The organism is Xanthomonas sp. CFBP 8443 (assembly GCF_025666195.1).
In the GTDB taxonomy this organism is placed as follows: domain Bacteria; phylum Pseudomonadota; class Gammaproteobacteria; order Xanthomonadales; family Xanthomonadaceae; genus Xanthomonas_A.
Window position 1 is genome coordinate 1,053,589 of sequence record NZ_CP102592.1, and the last position, 20,917, is coordinate 1,074,505.

Annotated in this window: 20 protein-coding genes and 1 riboswitch; of the genes, 17 read left to right on the top strand and 3 right to left on the bottom strand. The window is 70.8% G+C overall.

Annotated elements, in window-relative coordinates:
- Window positions 1-4 precede the first annotated feature (4 nt).
- The 7 genes from NUG20_RS04380 to NUG20_RS04410 are packed head-to-tail and all read left to right on the top strand — an operon-like array spanning window position 5 to window position 7,315.
- Window positions 5-1,027 (top strand): alginate O-acetyltransferase AlgX-related protein, encoded by a 1,023-nt coding sequence (locus NUG20_RS04380; protein WP_263397236.1) that lies wholly within the window; start codon window positions 5-7, stop codon window positions 1,025-1,027.
- Window positions 1,028-1,031: 4 nt separating this feature from the next.
- On the top strand, window positions 1,032-2,156 hold the full coding sequence (locus NUG20_RS04385) for an alginate O-acetyltransferase AlgX-related protein (RefSeq protein WP_263397237.1): 1,125 nt from the start codon (window positions 1,032-1,034) through the stop codon (window positions 2,154-2,156).
- A 13-nt stretch (window positions 2,157-2,169) separates the two neighbouring features.
- Window positions 2,170-3,750 carry an MBOAT family O-acyltransferase gene (locus tag NUG20_RS04390; protein WP_263397238.1) on the top strand — a complete coding sequence of 527 codons (1,581 nt, stop codon included), beginning with the start codon at window positions 2,170-2,172 and terminating at the stop codon, window positions 3,748-3,750.
- A gap of 13 nt (window positions 3,751-3,763) precedes the next feature.
- Window positions 3,764-3,994, top strand: a complete 231-nt coding sequence (locus NUG20_RS04395; RefSeq protein ID WP_263397239.1) for an acyl carrier protein — start codon at window positions 3,764-3,766, stop codon at window positions 3,992-3,994.
- Window positions 3,995-4,020: 26 nt separating this feature from the next.
- A complete protein-coding gene (locus NUG20_RS04400) occupies window positions 4,021-5,496 on the top strand; it encodes an AMP-binding protein (RefSeq protein ID WP_263397240.1) in 1,476 nt (491 codons plus the stop codon).
- A complete protein-coding gene (locus NUG20_RS04405) occupies window positions 5,493-6,179 on the top strand; it encodes an alginate O-acetyltransferase AlgF (RefSeq protein ID WP_263397241.1) in 687 nt (228 codons plus the stop codon). The genes NUG20_RS04400 and NUG20_RS04405 overlap by 4 nt, the downstream gene beginning before the upstream one ends.
- A gap of 2 nt (window positions 6,180-6,181) precedes the next feature.
- Window positions 6,182-7,315 carry an acyl-CoA dehydrogenase family protein gene (locus tag NUG20_RS04410; RefSeq protein WP_263397242.1) on the top strand — a complete coding sequence of 378 codons (1,134 nt, stop codon included), beginning with the start codon at window positions 6,182-6,184 and terminating at the stop codon, window positions 7,313-7,315.
- A gap of 35 nt (window positions 7,316-7,350) precedes the next feature.
- Here NUG20_RS04410 and NUG20_RS04415 read toward each other — a convergent pair whose 3' ends face one another.
- The 3 genes from NUG20_RS04415 to NUG20_RS04425 all read right to left on the bottom strand — a co-directional run bounded on the left by NUG20_RS04415 (window position 7,351) and on the right by NUG20_RS04425 (window position 12,000).
- Window positions 7,351-8,367 carry a DUF4434 domain-containing protein gene (locus NUG20_RS04415; protein WP_263397243.1) on the bottom strand — a complete coding sequence of 339 codons (1,017 nt, stop codon included), beginning with the start codon at window positions 8,365-8,367 and terminating at the stop codon, window positions 7,351-7,353.
- 333 nt (window positions 8,368-8,700) lie between these two features.
- Entirely contained in the window at window positions 8,701-10,362 is a 1,662-nt protein-coding gene (gene ettA, locus NUG20_RS04420; protein WP_263397244.1) for an energy-dependent translational throttle protein EttA, read from the bottom strand.
- A gap of 138 nt (window positions 10,363-10,500) precedes the next feature.
- The gene (locus NUG20_RS04425) at window positions 10,501-12,000 is read right to left on the bottom strand and encodes an MFS transporter (protein ID WP_263397245.1); all 1,500 of its coding nucleotides are present in this window, start codon (window positions 11,998-12,000) and stop codon (window positions 10,501-10,503) included.
- A gap of 110 nt (window positions 12,001-12,110) precedes the next feature.
- On the opposite strand from NUG20_RS04425, the gene NUG20_RS04430 reads away from it, so the two are divergent.
- From NUG20_RS04430 to nusB, 10 genes are all read left to right on the top strand, one after another.
- Window positions 12,111-13,061 carry a helix-turn-helix transcriptional regulator gene (locus NUG20_RS04430; RefSeq protein ID WP_263397246.1) on the top strand — a complete coding sequence of 317 codons (951 nt, stop codon included), beginning with the start codon at window positions 12,111-12,113 and terminating at the stop codon, window positions 13,059-13,061.
- 238 nt (window positions 13,062-13,299) lie between these two features.
- On the top strand, window positions 13,300-13,767 hold the full coding sequence (locus tag NUG20_RS04435; RefSeq protein WP_263397247.1) for an RcnB family protein: 468 nt from the start codon (window positions 13,300-13,302) through the stop codon (window positions 13,765-13,767).
- A 123-nt stretch (window positions 13,768-13,890) separates the two neighbouring features.
- On the top strand, window positions 13,891-15,144 hold the full coding sequence (glyA, locus tag NUG20_RS04440) for a serine hydroxymethyltransferase (protein ID WP_263397248.1): 1,254 nt from the start codon (window positions 13,891-13,893) through the stop codon (window positions 15,142-15,144).
- Between the two features lie 144 nt (window positions 15,145-15,288).
- Window positions 15,289-15,819: a transcriptional regulator NrdR gene (nrdR, locus tag NUG20_RS04445; RefSeq protein WP_263397249.1), complete on the top strand. Its 531-nt coding sequence runs from the start codon at window positions 15,289-15,291 to the stop codon at window positions 15,817-15,819.
- Entirely contained in the window at window positions 15,816-16,301 is a 486-nt protein-coding gene (locus NUG20_RS04450) for a GNAT family N-acetyltransferase (protein WP_263398389.1), read from the top strand. Before nrdR ends, NUG20_RS04450 begins: the two co-directional genes overlap by 4 nt.
- Complete coding sequence (gene ribD, locus NUG20_RS04455) at window positions 16,298-17,416, top strand: bifunctional diaminohydroxyphosphoribosylaminopyrimidine deaminase/5-amino-6-(5-phosphoribosylamino)uracil reductase RibD (protein WP_263397250.1); 1,119 nt, start codon at window positions 16,298-16,300, stop codon at window positions 17,414-17,416. The genes NUG20_RS04450 and ribD overlap by 4 nt, the downstream gene beginning before the upstream one ends.
- 152 nt (window positions 17,417-17,568) lie before the next feature.
- Window positions 17,569-17,742: riboswitch (FMN riboswitch) on the top strand.
- Between the two features lie 78 nt (window positions 17,743-17,820).
- Window positions 17,821-18,420 (top strand): riboflavin synthase, encoded by a 600-nt coding sequence (locus NUG20_RS04460; protein ID WP_263397251.1) that lies wholly within the window; start codon window positions 17,821-17,823, stop codon window positions 18,418-18,420.
- A gap of 114 nt (window positions 18,421-18,534) precedes the next feature.
- Window positions 18,535-19,716: a 3,4-dihydroxy-2-butanone-4-phosphate synthase gene (gene ribB, locus NUG20_RS04465; RefSeq protein ID WP_263398390.1), complete on the top strand. Its 1,182-nt coding sequence runs from the start codon at window positions 18,535-18,537 to the stop codon at window positions 19,714-19,716.
- Between the two features lie 119 nt (window positions 19,717-19,835).
- Window positions 19,836-20,303 carry a 6,7-dimethyl-8-ribityllumazine synthase gene (gene ribH / locus NUG20_RS04470; RefSeq protein WP_263397252.1) on the top strand — a complete coding sequence of 156 codons (468 nt, stop codon included), beginning with the start codon at window positions 19,836-19,838 and terminating at the stop codon, window positions 20,301-20,303.
- Window positions 20,300-20,773, top strand: a complete 474-nt coding sequence (gene nusB, locus NUG20_RS04475) for a transcription antitermination factor NusB (RefSeq protein WP_263397253.1) — start codon at window positions 20,300-20,302, stop codon at window positions 20,771-20,773. The genes ribH and nusB overlap by 4 nt, the downstream gene beginning before the upstream one ends.
- Window positions 20,774-20,917 lie beyond the last annotated feature (144 nt).

Here is a 20,917-nt window from a genome sequence, read left to right on the forward strand (position 1 = left end):
CGCCATGACCGCTGCCGTCTTCCCGTCCCCCCGTGCGCATGCCCGCGCGTTGTGGCTGGGCCTGCTGTGTGCGTTCGCCGCCGCGCCGGCGCTGGCCCAGGCGCCGCCTGCCGCCGCCGGCGCCGCGCAGGACTCTTCGATCGTGATGGTCGGCAAGGACGGCTGGCTGTTCCCCGGGTGGGGCAGCCTGACCGAGGTCGACGGCGCGGCGATCGACCGCAACACCGCGCTGATCGCCGAGGCGCGCACCGCGCTGGCGGCGGCCGGGGTCCGCCTGGACGTGCTGGTGCTGCCGGACAAGGCCCTGTTCTACGAGGACAAGCTGCCCGACGGCAAGCGCATGAGCGATGCCGTGCGCGGCCGCTATGCGCTGATCCACGACAGCCTGGGCACGGCGCAGGTGCCGGCGGTGGACGCGCTGCAGGTGCTGCGCCAGGTCAAGCAGGGCGGGCAGGAGGTGTTCTACCGCAGCGACCAGCACTGGACCCAGCCGGCCGCCGACGCGGTGGCCGTGGCGGTCGCCGCGCAGGTCCGCCAGCAGGTGCCGCGGCTGCAGGGCCAGGACGGCACCGGCATGGCCCTGGGCAGCGAGATCACCGAGCGCCGCTTCGGCGACTTGGCCGAACTGTTCCTGACCGACGCGCAGCGCAAGGCGGTGGGCCGCGACACCTTCACCGTGCGCCGCCAGTCCGATCAGCAGGCGCTGCTGGACGACGCGCCGGCGCCGCTGCATGTCACCGGGCACAGCATGGTGCAGCCGTATTTCGGCTTCCCGCAGAAGCTGTCCAATCTGCTCGATCGCCCGGTGTCGGTGAACTGGAAGCCCGGCAACGTCGGCCCCTGGGTGATGCTGCTGGAATACCTGGAATCGCCCGAGTTCCAGAAGACCAAGCCGCAGGTGCTGGTGTGGCAGATGTTCGAGCCGTCCTATGGGCAGGGCCCGGATGCGCGCGGACAGTGGGACAACGCCTCGATCATGAGCGCGCAGCAGTGGCAGGCGCGCCTGCACAAGGCCCTGGGACAGTAAGCCGATGAGTGCACGTCCCGGCGCGCCTGCGCCCCTGCCTGCGGCGGCCCCGGCGCGCGCGCACGTGGTCACCGCGGTGGTGGTGGTGCTGCTGCTGGTCGCCGGGCTGTTGTCCGGTGGCTGGATGCTGGGCCGCGCGCCGCTGCCGGCGGCGTCGCTGGCGCCGGCGCGCTGGGCCGACGGCGAGGCCGGCCGCGCGATCAATCAGGCGCTGAAGCTGCCGCTGCAGGCGCAGGCCGACCTGGCCGGCGCGGCGTTGCGTTATCGGCTGCTCGGCGATGCCGGGCCGCAGGTCGCGCTGGGCTGCCCAGGCTGGCTGTTCTACCGCGACGGCTTGCGTCCGCCCGCCGGCGCCGGCGAAGCGGTGTTCGCCCAGCGCGTGCGCTTGATGCGGCATTGGGCGCGGCAGCTGCAGGCGCAGGGCGTGCAGTTGCTGGTGGTGGCGGTGCCGGACAAGTCGCGGATCGAGCAGGCGCACACCTGCGGCCTGCGCCATTCGGCGCCGATGCGCGCGCGGCTGGGGCAATGGCACCAGGCGCTGGCCGCCGCCGGCGTGGCCTCGACCGACCTGCTGCCGGTGCTGCAGGCCGGCGACGCGCCGGTGTTCTTCCGCACCGACGTGCACATGAACCGGATCGGCGCGCAGCGCGCCGCCGATGCGGTGGCGGCCTCGGCGTTGCCGCTGCTCGGTGGGCGCGGCGCGCAGGCCTTCGCGGTCGGCGCGCCCGGCGCGCCGACGCCGCGGATGGGCGACCTGATCGTGCTGGCCGGGCTGGAACATGCGCCGCCGGCCTGGCGCCCGGCGCTGGACCGCGAGCCGCAGCAGACCATCGCGCCGCTGCGCAGCGGTGGCCTGCTCGACGACACGCCGCCGGTGGAGGTGCTGCTGCTGGGCAGCTCCAACGGGCGCCGCAGCCTGTTCGGCGAACGCCTGGGCCACGCCCTCGGCCGCGAAGTGTGGAACCAGAGCCTGGACGGCGGCCAGTTCTCCGGCGCGTTGCTGGCGGCCTGGCCGCAGCGCAGGCAATGGCCGCCGAGCCTGAAGCTGGTGGTCTGGGAATTCTCCGAAATGGCCCTGTCGCTGCCGCTGACCGACGGCGAACGCGCGGCGCTGGCCGAGATCGACTGAGCGCCGACCGACGATGCTGTTCAACTCCTTCCTGTTCCTGCTGATCTTCCTGCCGGTCGCGCTGGGCGTGCACTACCTGCTCGGCGCGCTGCAGCCGCGCCTGGCCGCGCTATGGCTGTGCGTGGCCTCGATCGTGTTCTACGGCTGGTGGAACCCGCAGTTCGTGGTGCTGCTGGCCGGCTCGATCGTGTTCAACTACCTGGTCAGCCTGGCGATCCTGTCGCTGGCCAAGCGCCCCAGGCTGCAACTGCTGGTCACCGCGCTGGGCGTGGCCGCCGACCTGGTGCTGCTGGTGCACTACAAGTACTTCGCGGCGATGGTCACCTTCGCCCACGACGCTGGTTTCAACGTCGGCCCGATGGATGCGTTGATCCTGCCGCTGGGCATTTCCTTCTTCACCTTCACCCAGATCGGCTACCTGCTCGACTGCCGCGCCGGCGTGGTCAACGACCGCAGCCCGCTCAGCTACGTGCTGTTCGTGACCTTCTTCCCGCACCTGATCGCCGGCCCCATCCTCCACCACAAGGAGATGATGCCGCAGTTCAGCAAGCGCGAGACCTACCGCTTCCACGCCGACAACCTGTCGGTCGGCGGCATGCTGTTCGTGATCGGCCTGGCCAAGAAAGTGCTGCTGGCCGACAGCATCGCGCCGTACGCCGACGCCGGTTTCGCCAGCACCGGCGAGGTGCAGTTCTGGGGCGCGTGGGCCACCGCGCTGAGCTACGCGCTGCAGCTGTACTTCGATTTCTCCGGCTATTCGGACATGGCGCTGGGCCTGGCGCGGATGTTCGGCATCCGCTTCCCGCTCAACTTCAACTCGCCCTACAAGGCGACCAGCGTGATCGATTTCTGGGCACGCTGGCACATGACCCTGACCCGCTACATCACCGCCTACCTGTACTACCCGGTGGCGATGGCGGTGACCCGCTGGCGCACCCGCCACGGGCGCGCCACCGGCCCGGCCGCGGTGGCCTCGGCCGGCGGCTTCGCCTCGATGATCGTGCTGCCCACGGTGTGGGCGATGGGCCTGGCCGGGATCTGGCACGGCGCCGGCCTGCAGTTCCTGATCTTCGGCCTGCTGCATGCCGCCTACCTGGCGATCAACCACGCCTGGCGCATCTTCGTCGGCGGGCGCAAGCCGGCGGCGCTGCGCACGCTCAACCCGCTGCAGCATGCCGGCTACCTGCTGCTGACCTTCGTCGCGGTGCTGTTCGCGCAGGCGTTCTTCCGCGCCGACGGCGTGCACGCGGCGTGGCAGCTGGTGCAGGGCATGGCCGGCCTGCGCGGCTGGGAAAGCCTGGACAACCTCGGCCACATCGCCGGCATGGGCGCGGCCGACGGCTGGCGCCTGCTGGCCGGTCACCACCTGCAGCTGCTCTACATCGCCGGATTGCTGGCGGTGGTGTGGCTGGCGCCCAACGCGCACCAGATCATGGGCGTGTATTCGCCTGCGCTGGCCAAGCCGAGTCCGGCACCGCGCGCGTGGATGCGCTGGCAGCCCAACCTGCCGTGGCTGCTGCTGATGCTGTCGCTGCTCGCGCTGTGCCTGTCGAGCCTGCACAAAGAATCGCGTTTCCTCTATTTCCAGTTCTGACAAGGTGAACCCCATGGACATGCAGACCCTCCAGACCCAGCTAACCGACATCGTCGAGAGCGTGATCGGTACCCGCGTGCAGCCCGACGAATACATGGAGTCGCTGTTCGACTCGATGTCCAAGGTGCAGCTGATGGTCGAGGTCAAGGACCGCCTCGGCGTGACCCTGCCGATCGACGAGATCGACACGCTGGTCGAATCGGTGCAGGTGCTGGCCGACTACGTCGCCGCGCACCAGCGCTGAGCCGGGCCACCAGCGGAGCCGCCGCCATGCGCTTTGATTTCGACCAGTGCCGTTTCGTCGAGCGCGAGCAGGCGCCGCATGCGCCGGCGTTGCGCGATGCTGCCGGCGTGCTGGACTGGGCCGGGCTGTACCAGGCCACGCAGGACTGGATCGCGCGCGCGCAGCAGGCCGGCGTGCAGCCTGGCCATGCGTTGGTGATTTCCGGCCATAAGCAGTCCGCCTTCGTGGTGGCCATGCTCGGCTGCCTGCAACTGGGCGTGACTTACGTGCCGGTGGACACCATCAATCCGCCGGCGCGGCTGCAGCGCATCACCGCGCTGGTGCATGCCGCGGCGGTCTACGACGCGGCGGCCGATACGTTCGGCCCCGGCGCCGACGACGCGCGCGCGCTGGCGGTGCCGGACCTGGCCTACATCATGTTCACCTCCGGCAGCACCGGCGATCCCAAGGGCGTGCAGATCGGCCGCGACAGCGTGGCGCTGTTCGCCGGCTGGATCCGCGATTGCCTGGCGCTGGGGCCGGCGCCGGCGTTCCTCAACCAGATGCTGTTCAGCTTCGATTTCTCGCTGTTCGACCTGTGCGGCGCGCTCGGCCTGGGCGGCTGCTGCGTGCTGTGCCCGCGCGAGGTGATCGCCGACAGCGAACGCTTCGTCGACCACCTGCGCGATGCCGATGTGGCGGTGTGGGCGTCCACGCCCTCGTTCGTGCGCCAGCAGCTGCTCAACCCGCGCTTTTGCGCCGAACACCTGCCCACGCTGCAGGTGTTCGTGTTCGGCGCCGAATCTTTGACCCCGCGCTTGGCCGAAGAGTTGTGGGCGCGCTTCCCGCAGGCGCGTATCGTCAACTCCTATGGCCCGACCGAAGCCACCTGTTCCACCACCTGGGTGGAGATCGATGCCGCACTGCGCGCGGCCGCGCCCAACCCGTTCCCGATCGGCGTGGCCAAGCCGTATGCGCAGGTGTTCATCGACGGCGGCGAGATCTGCATGGCCGGCGACCACGTGATGCGCGGCTATCTGGAGCGCCCGGACCTGGACCAGGGCGTGCTGTTCGAGCACGACGGCAAGCGCGCCTACCGCAGCGGCGACCTGGGCGAAATCGATGCGCAGGGCCGCCTCTATTTCCGCGGCCGCAAGGACGACCAGATCAAGCTCAACGGCTACCGCATCGAACTGGCCGAAGTGGATGCGGCGCTGTCCACCCTGGACGGCGTGGTCGCCGGTGCGGCGGTAGTGCTGCGCCGGCCAGACGGCAGCCTGGTGCGGATGATCGGCTTCGTCGAACTGGCCGCGCCGGGCGCAGGCGCAGTGCAGCCGCTGCCCGACGCCTTGCAGGACTGGAAGCGGCAGCTCGGCCAGCGCGTGCCGCCATACATGATTCCCTCCGAACTGATCGCCGTGGACGCGTTGCCCACCGGCGCCACCAACAAGGTCGATCGCAAACAACTGGAGCAGCGCTACGCACTGGCGCGCACGCTCCGCAGCCAGGAAACCAAACGATGAAACCGATCATGACCCTGCTTGCCGGCGCGGTGCTGGCCCTCTCGCCGCTGGCCGCCAGCGCCCAGCAGGGCGCATCGGAAGGCCGCCTCGCGCAGCTGTATGCCGCGCGCCCGCCGGCCGGTTCGGCGTTCGTGCGCGTGCTCAACCCGGGCAGCGCCGCGCTCGCGGTCGGCGTCGGCAACGGTGCCGAGCAGCGCATCGGCCCGGCCGTCCGCGCCACCCGTTACGCCATCGTCGAAGGCGGCAAGCCGTTCGCGGTACGCGTGGCCGGCAAGGCGCGCCAGCAGGCGCAGGTCGCCGCCGGCAGCTTCACCACGCTGGTGCTGGACCCGGCCGCGCCGGCGCGGCCGCTGGCGGTACTGGCCGACGGCGGCGGCAGCAGCGACGCGCTCAAGGCCGAGATCCGTTTCTACAACCTGGCCAGCGGTTGCAGCCAGGCGCGGCTGGCGATGGCCGACAACGGCCCGGTGGTGTTCCCGACGGTCGCCGCGGGCGCCAGCAGCGCGCGCGCGATCAACCCGGTCCAGGCGCGCCTGGTCGCCGCGTGCGGCGGCAAGGACAGCGCGCCGTTGGCGCTGCCGCCGTTGCAGCCCGGCGACCACTACAGCCTGTTCCTGAGCGGCAGCGCCGCCGCGCCGGTCCTGCAGGGCCAGCTCAGCGGCACCGATCCGGTGGGCCGCTGAGCGTGATCGAGCGCGCCGTCTTCCGCGAAGACCATGCCCTGTTCCGCGAACAGGTGCGGCGTTTCATCGACGCACAGATCGCCCCGCACTACGCGCAATGGGAACGCGACGGCATCACGCCGCGTTCGCTGTGGCGCGCGGCCGGCGCCGCCGGCCTGCTCAACTGCCAGCTGCCCGAGCCCTACGGCCTGGGCGGCGACTACGGGCATGCCGCCTGCGTGATCGAGGAACTGGCGCGGGCCAATTTCCTCGGCATCGGCTTCTCGATCCATTCGGACATGGCCGCGCCGTACCTGATGCAGTACGGCAGCGACGCGGTACGCGATGCCTGGCTGCCGAAGATGGCGCGCGGCGAGGCGATCGGCGCGATCGCGATGACCGAGCCCGGCGCCGGCAGCGACCTGAAGGCGATCCGTACCCGTGCCGAACGGCACGGCGATCACTACCTGCTCAACGGCCAGAAGACCTGGATCACCAACGGCAGCAACGCCGACGTGGCGGTGGTGGTGGCCACGGTGGCGCCGGAGCTGGGCGCGCGCGGATTGACCTTGTTCTGCGTCGATACCGCGCTGCCCGGCATCAGCCGCGGCGCGCCGATGGCCAAGATCGGCCAGCACGCGCAGGACACCAGCGAGCTGTTCTTCCAGGACGTGGCGGTGCCGGTCTCGCACCTGCTCGGCGAGGAGCAGCGCGGCTTCGACTACCTCGGCGAACAGCTGGCTGCCGAACGCCTGGCGATCGCGCTGCGCGCGGCCGCCTCGGCCGAAGGCATGCTCGCCGAGACCATCGCCTACGTGCGCCAGCGCAAGGCGTTCGGCCGCCACCTGATCGACCACCAGAACACCCGCTTCGTGCTCGCCGATGCGGCCGCGCGGCTGGCGATGCTGCGCAGCTTCCTCGACCAGTGCCTGGACGCGCAGCTGCAGGGCCGGCTGCAGGCCACCACCGCGGCGATGGCCAAGCTCAACGCCACCGAGATCCAGGGCCAGGTGCTGGACGCGCTGCTGCAGCTGCACGGCGGCTACGGCTACAGCAGCGAGTACGGCATCGGCCGCGCCTGGGCCGACGCGCGCGCGTTGCGCATCTTCGGCGGCACCAGCGAGATCCTGCGCGACATCATCGGCCGCGCGCTGTAACAAGCGCCACGGCTTCTGCCGAGGCGTGCACGGCGCTACTGGCGCCCGGCGCGCCACTGCCGGCGCAGCGCCTGCGCGCGCGGGGTGTCCTGCGACAGCCACGGATCCAGCGCGAAGGCGAAGATGCCGGCGGCGCCGCTGGCGTGCGCCCATGCCAGCTGCTTGCGGATGCGCGCGGCATCGGCGGTCTGCGCCTGGAAGTTGCTGCCGTCGGCGGCCGAGCTCGGCAATTGCTCGAACAGTTCGACCACCACGTCGAAGTCGACCTGGCGCGCGCGCAGCAGCGCCAGCAGCGGATCCACGCCATCCAGGTTGTCCAGCCCGGCCACGCCGACCCCGTCCTGCACCATCGGCCGCAGCGGCACCTGGTCGAGGATGCGGGTCCACAGCTGCGCCAGCGAGCCGTCGGTCTGCAGCCGGCTGAAATAGGTGGAGATCGCGGTCGGCTGCGCGGTGCCGGCGCTGGCCGCAGCGCAGAACGCGGCGAGCCAGGCGCACAGGCGCTGCTGGCGCTCGTCCTGCGCCCAGTGGAACTGCTCCAACTCGTAGGGCAGGTACCAGCCGTCGAAGTTGCCCTGCGCGGCCCACGGCGCGCGCAGCAGGTAGGCGCGGGCGTTGTCCAGGGTCAGCGCCAGGAAGGCATCCAGCGCGGCCAGGTCCGGCGTCTGCAGCGCCTTCCACCAGCCGCTGTGGTAGGGCAGGCCGACCCGCACCCGCAAGCCCGCCGCAGCGGCGGTGGAGAAGATCAACTGCATCACGCTGTCCGGCACGTCCCAGTCCGCATCGCCGCCGCTGCCGTACAACCCTGCCCACTGCACCACGATCTGGCGGCAGCCCATGCGCTGGGCCAGCGCCATGTGCTGCTGCCAGTCCTGCGCGCTCATTTCCAGGTGGCTGCGCCAGGGCTGGATGAAACCGCCGTCGAACCGCGGCGGGTTGGCGCAGCCCGGCAGCAGGCTCGCGCCGAACGCGGCAGGCGCGAGCACGGCCAGCCGTAGCAGGTCGCGGCGACTGAGCGGGAAGGGACGGGATCCAGGGCGAGCGTTGTTCATTGCTTCCGCGAGCGGCGAGGTCCAGGCATGTTTCTACACCATCGCCCAGAAAGATCGCGTGGCGCGGCGCGTACTGGCCGGCTGCCGGTCATGTTGCCGATGCGGTTCGATGACCGGCGGTTCGGCGCGCACGTACTCACCGACTTGCGTGGCTGGGCATGTTGCCGCTGCAGCGCATTCGGGGAGGGATGTCTGCGCTGTCGGCGCCGCGCCGCGTGCGCATGCTCGCTGGCGTGCGCCATCGCTGCGAGGACGGCGGCGTGGCGACGCAACGCCGAAACGCAAACGGCCGCGCAAGGGCGCGGCCGTTTGCGGGAACGCTTGCCTGCAGGCTTACTTCAGCGCCTTGAAGCGCAGCCGCTTCGGACCGGCGTCGTCGCCCATGCGGCGGCGCTTGTCGATCTCGTACTCGCGGTAGTTGCCCTGGAAGAACTCCACGTGCGAGTCGCCTTCGAACGCCAGGATGTGGGTCGCAATGCGATCCAGGAACCAGCGGTCATGCGAGATCACGAAGGTGTTGCCCGGGAACTCCAGCAGCGCGTCTTCCAGCGCGCGCAGCGTCTCGATGTCCAGGTCGTTGGACGGTTCGTCGAGCAGCAGCACGTTGCCGCCCTGCAGCAGGGTCTTGGCCATGTGCAGGCGCCCGCGTTCGCCGCCGGAGAGGCTGCCGACCAGCTTCTGCTGGTCCTGGCCCTTGAAGTTGAAGCGGCCCAGGTAGGCGCGCGACTGGATCTCCACGCCGTTGATGTTGAGGATGTCCAGGCCGCCGGAGACTTCCTGGAACACGTTGTGGTTGCCTTCCAGCTTGTCGCGGCTCTGGTCCACGTAGGCCAGCTTCACCGTCGGCCCGAGCACGATCTCGCCGGAGTCCGGCTTCTCCTTGCCGATGATCATCTTGAACAGCGTCGACTTGCCGGCGCCGTTGGGGCCGATGATGCCGACGATGGCGCCGGACGGCACCAGGAAGCTGAGATCGTCGATCAGCAGGCGGTCGCCGAACTTCTTGGTGACGTGCTTGAACTCGAGCACCGCATTGCCCAGGCGCTCGCCCGGCGGAATGAAGATCTCGTTGGTCTCGTTGCGGCGCTGGTAGTCGACCGACTGCAGTTCTTCCAGCCGCGCCAGACGCGCCTTGCCCTTGGTGCGGCCGCCCTTGGCGTTCTGCCGCGACCATTCCAGCTCCTTCTGGATCGCCTTCTGCCGCGACTTCTCCTGGTTGTCTTCCTGCTTCAGGCGCTCTTCCTTCTGCATCAGCCAGTCGGTGTAGTTGCCCTTCCACGGGATGCCGCGGCCGCGGTCCAGTTCCAGGATCCACTCGGCGGCGTTGTCCAGGAAGTAGCGATCGTGGGTCACCGCCACCACGGTGCCGGTGTAGCGCGCCAGGAACTGCTCCAGCCATTCCACCGACTCGGCGTCGAGGTGGTTGGTCGGTTCGTCGAGCAGCAGCATGTCCGGCTTCTGCAGCAGCAGCCGGCACAGCGCCACGCGGCGCTTCTCGCCGCCCGACAGCGGGCCGATCACCGCGTCCCACGGCGGCAGGCGCAGCGCATCGGCGGCGATCTCCAACTGCTGCTCGACCATGTGCGCATCGCCGGCGGCGAGGATCGCCTCCAGCCGCTGCTGCTCGGCGGCGAGCTTGTCGAAGTCGGCGCCTTCCTCGGCATAGGCCTCGTAGATCTTGTCCAGCGCGGCCTGCGCCTGCAGCACTTCGCCGACGCCTTCCTCGACCGCTTCGCGCACGGTCTTGGTCGGGTCCAGCTCCGGCTCCTGCGCCAGGTAGCCGACCTTGATGCCCGGCTGCGGGCGCGCTTCGCCGCTGAAGTCGGTGTCCACGCCGGCCATGATCTTCAGCACCGTCGACTTGCCCGCGCCGTTGAGGCCGAGCAGGCCGATCTTGGCGCCGGGGAAGAACGACAGCGAGATGTCCTTGATGATCTGGCGCTTCGGCGGCACCGTCTTGCTGACGCCGTTCATGGTGTAGATGTATTGCGACATGGGGTCTCCGTAGGCGCAGGACGCCCGCCGGCCGGAGCCGGAAGGCGACGAAATGGATACCCGCGATTATAGCGGCACCGGCGTTGGCACGTCCGCGCCGACATGCACGCGCCGCGTGCGGACGCGGCGATGCCGGGGCTAGGGGCGCGCCGTCGGCATCTGGCCGGCGCGACGCTGACGCTGCCGGTAGCGCAGCGTGCACGCCACCAGCAGCAGCATCGCCAGCCACTCGCTTGCCAGCGCCGTCTGCATCGCCGCCAGGCTGCCGCCGCCGTGCGCATGCGCGTAGACCGCGCCCAGCGCCGCCGGCCCCAGGCCCATCGCGGCCTGCAGGATGGTGGAGAGCATGGCGCTGCCGGCACCGGCGTGCTCGGTCGGCACCTGCGACAGGCCGATGCGGTAGAAGCAGGCCACGATCCACGCCTGGCCGGCCCCGATCAGCGCCGTCGGCGCCGCCAGGTCGCGCCAGCCGGGATGCGGCCAGGCCGCGTGCAGCGTCCAGGCCAGCGCCAGCAGGCCCAGCATCTGCACCGTACAGCCCAGCAGCAGCGTGGGCAGCAGCCCGAACCGGGCCACCGCACGCGCGCTGACCAATGCCGAGCAGAAATACGCCGCGCCGAGCACGATGAAGGCATTGCCCGACTGCAGCGGTGACAGTCCCGCGCCGGCCTGCAAGGTCAGCGCGAGCACGAACATGAAGCCGCTCCAGCAGGCGAAGAACAGCGCGCCCAGCAGCAGCGCGAAGCGCACGCTGGGCAGGCGCAGCAGCGCCGGCGGCAACAGCGGCTGGCGGCCGCGGCGTTCCTGCCATGCCTCGGTACGGGCCAGCGCCACCAGCAACGGCAGCGTCGCGGCCAGCACCGCCAGGCACGGCGCGGACCAGTGCAGCGTGGGGCCGAGCGCCAGCGGCAGCAGCAGGCAGGCCAGGAACAGCCCCAGCAGGCCGGCGCCGGCCAGGTCCGGCGGCGTCCGCCGCGCGGCGCGGGTCTCCGGCACCGAGCGCAGGCCCGCCAGCGCCAGCACGCAGAACGGCAGGTTGATCAGGAAGATCGCGCGCCAACCGGAACCGGCGATGTCGGCGCTGACCAGGGTGCCGCCCAGCACCTGGCCGATGACGAACGCGATCCCGCCCAACGAGCCGTACAGCGCCAGCGCACGCGCATGCGCCTCGCCGCGCAGGCTGACGTGGATGGTGGCGAGGATCTGCGGCACCGCCAGCGCCGCGCCCAGGCCCTGCAGCACGCGCCCGGCCAGCAGCGCCGCCACCGATCCGGCCGCCCCGCACAGCAACGAGGCCAAGCCGAACAGCAGCACCCCGGCGGCGAACACCCGGCGCCGGCCCAAGTTGTCGCCCAGTCGCCCGCCCGCGGCCAGGCCCACCGCGAAGGCCACGCCGTACACCGCCACGATCAGTTCCAGCGCCATCGCCGAGGCGTGCAGCGTGTGGGCGATGGAGCCGAGGGCGACATTGATGATGGAAAAGTCGATCAGCGGCAGCATCTGGCCGATCAGCAGGATCGCCAGCCCGCGTGCGCCCAGGGTCGGCGCCGCGGCGTCGGGGTGGGCGCACCGCGGCGGGTGCCGGTCGCGGCGATCGACGGGCGTGGGTGCGGCGGGGGAGGGACAGGAGGTGGTCATGGCGCGCAGTATGCGAACCCTCTAAACTGGTACAAGTAGTTATTTATCATGGTACTGGCGCTTCCTGCCTGTGACTCGGTTCGATGCGCGGACCCGGACGGAGAACACCAATGCTCAATGATCGGCTGTCTCCCACCAGCGCTGCGGCGGGCAGCGCCGCCGTCGCCACGCACGGCCCGGCGCTGGCCGTCGAACGCGCCCGTGCGCTCGGCGCCTTCCTGCGCGCGCGCCGCGAGAGCCTGGATCCGGCGCGGTTGGGCCTGCCGCGTGCCGGCAGGCGCCGCACGCCGGGCCTGCGCCGCGAGGAGGTGGCCGCGCTCGCCGATGTCGGCGTCACCTGGTACACCTGGCTCGAACAGGGCCGGCCGGTGCGCGCCTCCGCGCGCGTGCTGACCGCCATCGCCGGCGCCCTGCAGTGCTCGGATGTGGAGACCGGCCACGTGCTGGCGCTGGCCGGCCTGGGCGATGCGGTGCAGCGGCTGCAGCCGCCGTGCGAGCGGCTGACCGATACCGGGCGCATGCTGCTCGATCAGCTCGGTCCCTGGCCGGCGATGCTGCAGAGTCCGCGCTTCGACATCCTGGGCGCCAACCTCGCTTTCGAACGTCTGATGGGAGTGACCCTGGCGGAGCTGCCCGAAACCGACCGCAACTGCGTCTACCAGGCGTTCACCAACCCGTGCTGGCGCGCGCGCCTGGTCGACCGGGACAACGTCCTGCAGCAGATGGTGGCGCTGTTGCGCGCCGCCATGGGCGAGCACCTGGGCGAACCGGCATGGGAGCGCCTGCTGGCGCGGTATCGCGACGCCTCGTCCGAGTTCGACGCGCTGTGGCGGCAACGGCGCGAGGTGCGCGGCGTGGAAAACCAGCTCAAGCGCTTCCACCATCCGCAGGTCGGCGAGCTGCAGCTGCAGCAGGTCAACTGGTGGTCGGCGCCGCGCAACGGCAACCGGCTGGTGGTCTACCTGCCTGCCGACGAAGCGGCGCGGACGGCGCTGCTGCAGCTGCATGCGCAGCCGGCCGGCGTCGCCGCGGCGGGCAGTGGCGAAGCGCACCGCCACTGAGCGTGGGTGTCTGGCGCGCATGCGCGGGTTGGCGGCGCGGGGCAGGAGGGCAATGTGACCGCAGGGGCCGCCGCAATGCCGACGTCGCCCACGCGGACATACAAAGGAAAAACAGGTCGAAAAGTAACGGTCGCTTACTCGTTTCCAGCAAGCTGAATGCGTAACCGGTTCCAGCAGGAAGCGGTTCAGACGCCGGGCGCATTAATGCAGTCGTGACACCAAAAGTGACGGAGCAGCCATGAACACCACACGCATTGCCACCCTTGCCCTTTCGTCCCTGCTGGCGCTGGGTTTCATGGCGCCGCCGGCCTTCGCCCGCGACGGTTGGGGCGATCGCGACCGCGACCGTCACGGCTGGAACGACAACGACCGCGGCCGCGATCGCGACTGGCACGACCGGGATCGCGACCGCGACCGCCGCTGGCGCGAACGCGAACGCCACGACGACCGCCGCTACTACAGCCAGGGCTACCGCGACGGCTACCGGCGCCGTCCGGACGTCGTCTACTACCGCCATCCCGGCCCGCCGCCGTGGGCGCGCGGCCAGCGCTACTACGGACCCAACTACGTGGTCTACGACTACGACCGCTACCAGGTGCGGCGTCCGCCGTACGGCTACCGCTGGGTCCGCGACGACCGCGGCAACCTGCTGATGGTCGCCATCGCCAGCGGCATCATCGCCGACCTGGTGCTCAACGGCCGTTGATCCGGGCCACTGGGCACGCCACGACGGCCTCCTGCGGGAGGCCGTCGTCGTTTTGGTTCGCCGCCGGCCCTGCGCGGGGCTTAAACTAGCGGTCTGCCTTTTGTCCATGCCCCTGGAGACCCGATGTTCCCGCGCGACGCCCGCATCGAAACCTACGATCCCGAACTGGCCCAGGCCATCGCCGCCGAAGCCGGCCGCCAGGAAGACCATGTCGAGCTGATCGCCAGCGAGAACTACTGCAGCCCGCGGGTGATGGAAGCCCAGGGCAGCCAACTGACCAACAAGTACGCCGAGGGCTATCCGGGCAAGCGCTACTACGGCGGCTGCGAATTCGTCGACATCGCCGAGCAGTTGGCGATCGACCGGGTCAAGCAGCTGTTCGGCGCCGACTACGCCAACGTGCAGCCGCACAGCGGCTCGCAGGCCAACCAGGCGGTGTACTTCGCGCTGCTGCAGCCGGGCGACACCATCCTGGGCATGTCGCTGGCCCACGGCGGCCATCTGACCCACGGCGCCAAGGTCAACGCCTCCGGCAAGCTGTTCAACGCGGTGCAGTACGGGGTGAACGAGCAGGGCCTGATCGACTACGACGAAGTCGAGCGGCTGGCGCTGGAGCACAAGCCGAAGATGGTCGTCGCCGGCTTCTCCGCGTATTCGCAGAAGATCGACTGGGCGCGCTTCCGCGCCATCGCCGACCAGGTCGGCGCGGTGCTGTTCGTGGACATGGCGCACGTGGCCGGCCTGGTCGCCGCCGGCGTGTATCCGAGCCCGATGGACCACGCGCACGTGGTCACCTCGACCACCCACAAGACCCTGCGCGGCCCGCGCGGCGGCATCATCCTGGCCAAGGGCGCGAGCGAGGAACTGGTCAAGAAGCTGCAGTCGATCGTGTTCCCGGGCATCCAGGGCGGCCCGCTGATGCACGTGATCGCGGCCAAGGCGGTGGCGTTCAAGGAAGCGCTGGAGCCGGAATTCAAGGACTACCAGCAGCAGGTGGTGAAGAACGCGCAGGCGATGGCCAAGACCCTGATCGCGCGCGGCTACAAGATCGTCTCCGGCGGCACCGAGAACCACCTGATGCTGGTGGACATGATCGGCAAGGACGTGTCCGGCAAGGACGCGGAAGCCGCGCTGGGCAAGGCCCACATCACCGTCAACAAGAACTCGGTGCCCAACGACCCGCGCTCGCCGTTCGTGACCTCGGGCCTGCGCCTGGGCACCCCGGCCATCACCACCCGCGGCTACCTGGAGCAGGACAGCATCGACCTGGCCAACTGGATCGCCGACGTGCTCGACGCCCCGGCCGATGCCGCGGTCATCGCCCGCGTGCGCGAGGCGGTGACCGCGCAGTGCAGGAAGTATCCGGTGTATGGCTGAGGTGTCGGGACTCGGGACTCGGGACTCGGGACTCGGCACAGCGCCGGCTCCCGCATCCGCTGGCATGGCCATTGGGCCGGCCGGTCGATGGATTCCGCTTTTCACCGGGTTCCGAGTCCCGGGTCCCGAGTCCCGGCTTTCCTGATGCACTGCCCCTTCTGCCAGCACACCGACACCCGCGTGATCGATTCGCGCGTGTCCGAGGACGGCGCGACGATCCGCCGGCGCCGCGAGTGCGAGGCGTGCGGCGAGCGCTTCAGTACGCTGGAGACGATCGAGCTGAAGCTGCCGACGGTGATCAAGAGCGACGGCGGCCGCGAGGCCTTCGATGCGCGCAAGCTGCGCACCAGCTTCGACCGCGCGCTGCAGAAGCGGCCGGTGGCCGAGGAGCAGATCGAGGCGGCGGTGCGCGCGGTGGTGCACCAGCTGCGCATGTCCGGCGAGCGCGAGCTGCCGTCGATCCGGGTCGGCGAATACGTGATGGCCGAGCTGCGCAAGCTCGACCATGTCGGCTACGTGCGCTTCGCCTCGGTGTACCGCAGCTTCCAGGACGTGGCCGATTTCCGCGAGGAGATCGAGAAGCTCGAACGCGAGTTGCCGGTGGGCAGCGAGCAGTTGCCGCTGCTGGACCTGGTCCGCGTCGACAAGCCGGGCGACAAGTCCGGCAAGCGCTGACCGGCATGCGCATCGTCTGCCTGGCCGAGGCGCCGCAGCACATCCCGGCGCTGGCCAGCGAACACCTGCAGGCGTTCGGCCCGCTGCTGCCGGAATGGGCGCTGGACGAGGCCGAAGCCGACCTGCGCAGCCACCGCTGCGACAGCCGCATCCCGACCACCTGGATCGCGCTCGACGGCGACGACTGGCTCGGTTCGGTCAGCCTGCTGCAGAACGACGACGCGCGCATCCGCCAGTTCTCGCCGTGGCTGGCGACGCTGTACGTGCGCCCGCAGGCGCGCAGCGGCGGACTCGGCGCGCAATTGGTCGCGCATTGCGTGCAGGCCGCGGCGCGGCTGCAGGTAGGCTACCTGTATCTGTATTGCCAGCCGCATCTGGTGCCGTTCTACCAGCGCCTGGGCTGGCAGCCGCATGTGCAGCTGCCGCTGGGGCCGCTGCAGGTGACGGTGATGCGCATCGACGCCGGCGCGCTGGCGGCATGAGCGGCAGCGAGATGGGCGGGTTTTCCGCCGACGATCATCGGCACATGGCGCAGGCGCTGCGCCTGGCCGAGCGCGGCGCCTACACCACGCGCCCCAACCCGATGGTGGGCTGCGTGCTGGTGCGCGACGGCGAGGTGGTCGGCGAGGGCTTCCACCAACGTGCCGGCGGCCCGCACGCGGAGGTGTTCGCGCTGCGCGACGCCGGCGCGCGTGCGCGCGGCGCCACCGCCTACGTGACCCTGGAGCCGTGCGCGCATTTCGGGCGCACGCCGCCGTGCGCGCTGGCGTTGATCGAGGCCGGGGTGACCCGCGTGGTGGCGGCGATGGCCGACCCGTTTCCGCAGGTCAACGGCGGCGGCTTTGCGCTGCTGCGCGAGGCCGGCATCGAGGTCCGCAGCGGGCTGATGGACACGCAGGCGCGCGCCTTGAACCGCGGCTTCCTGTCGCGGGTGGAGCGCGGCCGGCCGTGGCTGCGGGTCAAGCTCGGCGCCAGCCTGGATGGGCGCACCGCGCTGGCCAGCGGCGAATCCAAGTGGATCACCGGCGCGGCCGCGCGCCACGACGTGCAGCGCTGGCGCGCGCGCGCCGGGGCGATCCTGACCGGTGCCGGCACCGTGCTGGCCGACGATCCGTCGCTGACGGTGCGCCTGGATGACGGTACCGATGTGGTGCCGCCGCTGCGCGTGGTGCTGGATGCGCAGCTGCGCACGCTGCAGCGGGCCAAGGTGCGCGATGGCGCCGCGCCGACGCTGTACCTGCACGCGCCGGGGCTGGCGCCGCCGCCGCTGCCGGGCGCCGAGTTCGCCGCGGTCGCGATGCAGTCCGGTCGCCTCGATCTGGCCGCGGCGCTGCGCCTGCTCGCCGAGCGCGGCATCAACGAAGTCCAGGTCGAAGCCGGTGCGACCCTGGGCGGGTCGCTGCTGCGCGCCGGCCTGGTCGACGAAGTGCTGCTGTACCTGGCGCCGCTGCTGCTCGGCGACGCCGCGCGCCCGCTGCTGGCCGGCCTGGGCATCGACACGATGGCGCAGCGCGTGCCGCTGCGCTTGCTGGAGACCCGCCAGGTCGGCGACGACCTGCGCCTGCTGCTGCGTCCGGCGGCGGCGGACGCCGGGTAGCGGCAACCGGCATCTGCTGCGCCGGTGTGCTGTCGCCACGGCGCACGGTTGCCGCCTTCGCCGTGACGCTACGTCCCATCGGTGGCCCGCCCGCCGCAGCGGGTGCCAAGCCGCGCCCTGCTAGAATGCGCACGCCGGTTCGCCGGCACCACAAACGTCTTCAGGGCGGGGTGCGATTCCCCACCGGCGGTAGGTGCGTTCGCGCACGAGCCCGCGAGCGCTTGGACAGAGGCAACCGGCACGCAGTGCCGGTGCCGCTGCGCAAGGTCAGCAGATCCGGTCCGATGCCGGAGCCGACGGTATAGTCCGGATGAAAGAAGACGGCCTTCGCGCAGCCTCGCGGCTGCGCGCGCGCCTGTTTGCCTTGTGGCGTTTTTCGCTCACCATCCTTGCGAGAAACGTTTATGTTCACCGGAATCATCGAAGGCGTCGGCCGCCTGGCCGCGCGCCAGCCGCAGGGCGGCGACATCCGCTTCACCTTCTCCACCGGCAGCCTGCCGTTCGCCGACGTGCAGCTCGGCGAGAGCATCGCGGTCAACGGCGTGTGCCTGACCGTGGTCGCCTTCGACGCGGCGTCGTTCCAGGCCGATGCGTCCACCGAGACCCTGTCGCTGACCACGCTCGGCGCGCTCGCCGAAGGCGCGGCGCTGAACCTGGAGCGGGCGATGCGCCCGACCGACCGCCTCGGCGGGCACCTGGTCAGCGGCCATGTCGACGGCCTTGGCAGCGTGCTGTCGATCCACGAGGACGCGCGCGCGCAACGCTGGCGCTTCGCCGCGCCGCCGGCGCTGCTGCGCTACATCGCCAAGAAGGGCTCGATCTGCGTGGACGGGGTCAGCCTGACCGTCAACGAAGTGGACGCCGCCGGGTTCGAGGTCGCGCTGATTCCGCACACGGTGGCCAACACCGCGTTCGCGCAGACCGCCGTGGGCGCCGCGGTGAACCTCGAAATCGACCTGGTCGCGCGCTACGTCGAACGCCTGCTGCAAGGCCGCGACGGCTGACGCCACCCGTCCTTGCTCCCGATGGCCGTGTCGCCGCAGCCCGCGCTGCCGGCGCCGCGGCGCCACCTCCTGCGAATCCTGCGAGTCCCCATGTCACCGTCCACTGCCCCCAGCCTGAACTTCGCCCCCGTCCCCGAGCTGCTGGAAGAGATCCGCGCCGGCCGCATGGTGGTCATCGTCGACGACGAGGACCGCGAGAACGAGGGCGACCTGATCATGGCCGCCGAACTGGTCAAGCCGTCCGACATCAATTTCATGGTCACCCATGCGCGCGGCCTGGTGTGCCTGTCGCTGACCCGCGAGCGCTGCGCGCAGCTCGGGCTGGCGCCGATGGTCCAGCACAACACCGCGCAGTTCCACACCAACTTCACCGTCAGCATCGAAGCGGCCGAGGGCGTCACCACCGGCATCTCCGCCTACGACCGCGCGCATACCGTGCGCACCGCGGTCAAACCCGACGCCAAGCCGCACGACCTGAGCCAGCCCGGCCACATCTTCCCGCTGATCGCCCAGCCCGGCGGCGTGCTGACCCGCGCCGGCCACACCGAGGCCGCCGGCGACCTGCCGCTGCTGGCCGGGCTGGAGCCGGCCGGGGTGCTGGTGGAGGTGCTCAATCCCGACGGCAGCATGGCGCGGCGCCCGCAGCTGGAGGAATTCGCGCGCCTGCACGGGCTGAAGATGGGCTCGATCGCCGACCTGATCGCCTATCGCCTGGCCACCGAGCACACCGTCGAGCGCATCGACGAGCGCGCCATCGAGACCGAGTTCGGCGGCTTCACCCTGGTCACCTACCGCGACCGCATCGCCCACGACCTGCATTTCGCGCTGGTCCGCGGCACCCCGGACGCGGACACGCCGACCCTGGTGCGGGTGCAGGTGGAGAACCCGCTGGCCGACCTGCTGCACTGGCGCCGCGACGATTTCGGCGTGGCCGCCAGCGACGCGCTGCGCGCGATCGCCGACGCCGGCAGCGGGGTGATGGTGGTGCTGTCGGCGCCGCGCGACAGCCAGGCGCTGCTGGCGCGGTTGCGCAAGCAGCCCGACGTGGTCGCCAACAGCAAGGACGTGGGGCAGTGGCGGCGCAACGGCGCCGGCAGCCAGATCCTGGCCGACCTGGGCCTGGGCAAGCTGCGCGTGCTGGGCACCCCGCGCCGCCAGGTCGGCCTGGCCGGGTTCGGGCTGGAGGTGGTGGAGCATGTGGAGGTGGGGTCGGGACTCGGGACTCGGGACTCGGGACCCGGGCGGGACCGGGGACCGGGGACCGGGGACCCGGAACGGCAAGAGCCAACGGCATGAAACCCGCGGCCTGCTTTTGCTTTTCCGGGTCCCTGGTCCCCGGTCCCTGGTCCCGGCTCGACGGTCCCCGGTCCCGGCTGCACTGCTAAACTCTCCAACCCCCTGAACCCGCCACCGCCATGACCCACTACGAAGGCGACCTCCGCGCTCCCGAAGCGGCCCGGTTCGCGATCATCGCCAGCCGCTGGAACGCGCGCATCACCGACGTGCTGGTCGCCGGCGCGCGCGAAAGCCTGTCCGGCAACGGCATCGCCGACGAGGCGGTGGACGTGATCCGCGTGCCCGGTGCCTGGGAACTGCCGCTGGCTGCCGCGCGTCTGGCCGCCGCCGGCAAGCACGCAGCGATCATCGCGCTGGGCTGCGTGATCCGCGGCGACACCCGACACTACGAGCACGTGGCCGACGGCTGCGCCGAAGGCCTGCTGCGGGTGTCGCTGGATTTCCGCATCCCGGTGCTCAACGGCGTGCTGGCGGTGGAGCGGGTCGAGGACGCCGAGGCACGCGCCGGCGGCAGCCACGGCAACAAGGGCGAGGAAGCGGCGCTGACCGCGTTGGAAATGGTCAATCTTCTGGAGCTGCTGCCGTGAACAAGTCCGCTGGCCACAAGCACGTCCGCCGCGACGGCGTCGATCCGGTGCTGCGTTCGCGCGCGCGCCGGCGCGCGCTGCAGGCGATCTACGCCTGGCAGATCGCCGGCGGCACCGCGCAGCACGTGATCGCGCAGTTCGCGCACGAGCAGGCGCACGAACTGGCCGACCTGATCTATTTCGAGAACCTGGTCGAAGGCGTGCTCAAGCACCGCGCCGAACTGGACGCGGCGCTGGTCGGCTACCTGGACCGCGCGGTCGAGGAAGTGGACGCGATCGAGCGCGCGGTGCTGCGCCTGGCCGCCTACGAACTGCTGCATCGCCAGGACGTGCCGTACCGCGTGGTGATCAACGAAGCGATCGAGACCGCCAAGCGGTTCGGCTCCGAACACGGCCACACCTACGTCAACGGCGTGCTCGACCGCGCCGCGCTGGAATGGCGCGCGGTGGAGTCGGGGGGCGCCGCCTAGGCGGCGCGGGGTTCGGCATTGGGGATTGGGGATTCGCAAGAGCGGCTTCCCGGTAGCCATCGTTGATCGCGCGAAGGAATGCATTCGCGGCAATGCTTGGCGACCGTAGGCCTCGACCCCGAATCCAGCACGCTTCCCGGTGAA

Coding starts and splice junctions, on each gene's coding strand:
- NUG20_RS04415 (WP_263397243.1), bottom strand. CDS start 8,367: ATGAACAACGCTCGCCCTGGATCCCGTCCCTTCCCGCTCAGTCGCCGC.
- NUG20_RS04435 (WP_263397247.1), top strand. CDS start 13,300: ATGAACACCACACGCATTGCCACCCTTGCCCTTTCGTCCCTGCTGGCG.
- NUG20_RS04385 (WP_263397237.1), top strand. CDS start 1,032: ATGAGTGCACGTCCCGGCGCGCCTGCGCCCCTGCCTGCGGCGGCCCCG.
- ettA (WP_263397244.1), bottom strand. CDS start 10,362: ATGTCGCAATACATCTACACCATGAACGGCGTCAGCAAGACGGTGCCG.
- NUG20_RS04430 (WP_263397246.1), top strand. CDS start 12,111: ATGCTCAATGATCGGCTGTCTCCCACCAGCGCTGCGGCGGGCAGCGCC.
- NUG20_RS04395 (WP_263397239.1), top strand. CDS start 3,764: ATGGACATGCAGACCCTCCAGACCCAGCTAACCGACATCGTCGAGAGC.
- NUG20_RS04405 (WP_263397241.1), top strand. CDS start 5,493: ATGAAACCGATCATGACCCTGCTTGCCGGCGCGGTGCTGGCCCTCTCG.
- NUG20_RS04400 (WP_263397240.1), top strand. CDS start 4,021: ATGCGCTTTGATTTCGACCAGTGCCGTTTCGTCGAGCGCGAGCAGGCG.
- ribH (WP_263397252.1), top strand. CDS start 19,836: ATGACCCACTACGAAGGCGACCTCCGCGCTCCCGAAGCGGCCCGGTTC.
- glyA (WP_263397248.1), top strand. CDS start 13,891: ATGTTCCCGCGCGACGCCCGCATCGAAACCTACGATCCCGAACTGGCC.
- nrdR (WP_263397249.1), top strand. CDS start 15,289: ATGCACTGCCCCTTCTGCCAGCACACCGACACCCGCGTGATCGATTCG.
- NUG20_RS04425 (WP_263397245.1), bottom strand. CDS start 12,000: ATGACCACCTCCTGTCCCTCCCCCGCCGCACCCACGCCCGTCGATCGC.
- NUG20_RS04460 (WP_263397251.1), top strand. CDS start 17,821: ATGTTCACCGGAATCATCGAAGGCGTCGGCCGCCTGGCCGCGCGCCAG.
- NUG20_RS04390 (WP_263397238.1), top strand. CDS start 2,170: ATGCTGTTCAACTCCTTCCTGTTCCTGCTGATCTTCCTGCCGGTCGCG.
- ribD (WP_263397250.1), top strand. CDS start 16,298: ATGAGCGGCAGCGAGATGGGCGGGTTTTCCGCCGACGATCATCGGCAC.
- NUG20_RS04380 (WP_263397236.1), top strand. CDS start 5: ATGACCGCTGCCGTCTTCCCGTCCCCCCGTGCGCATGCCCGCGCGTTG.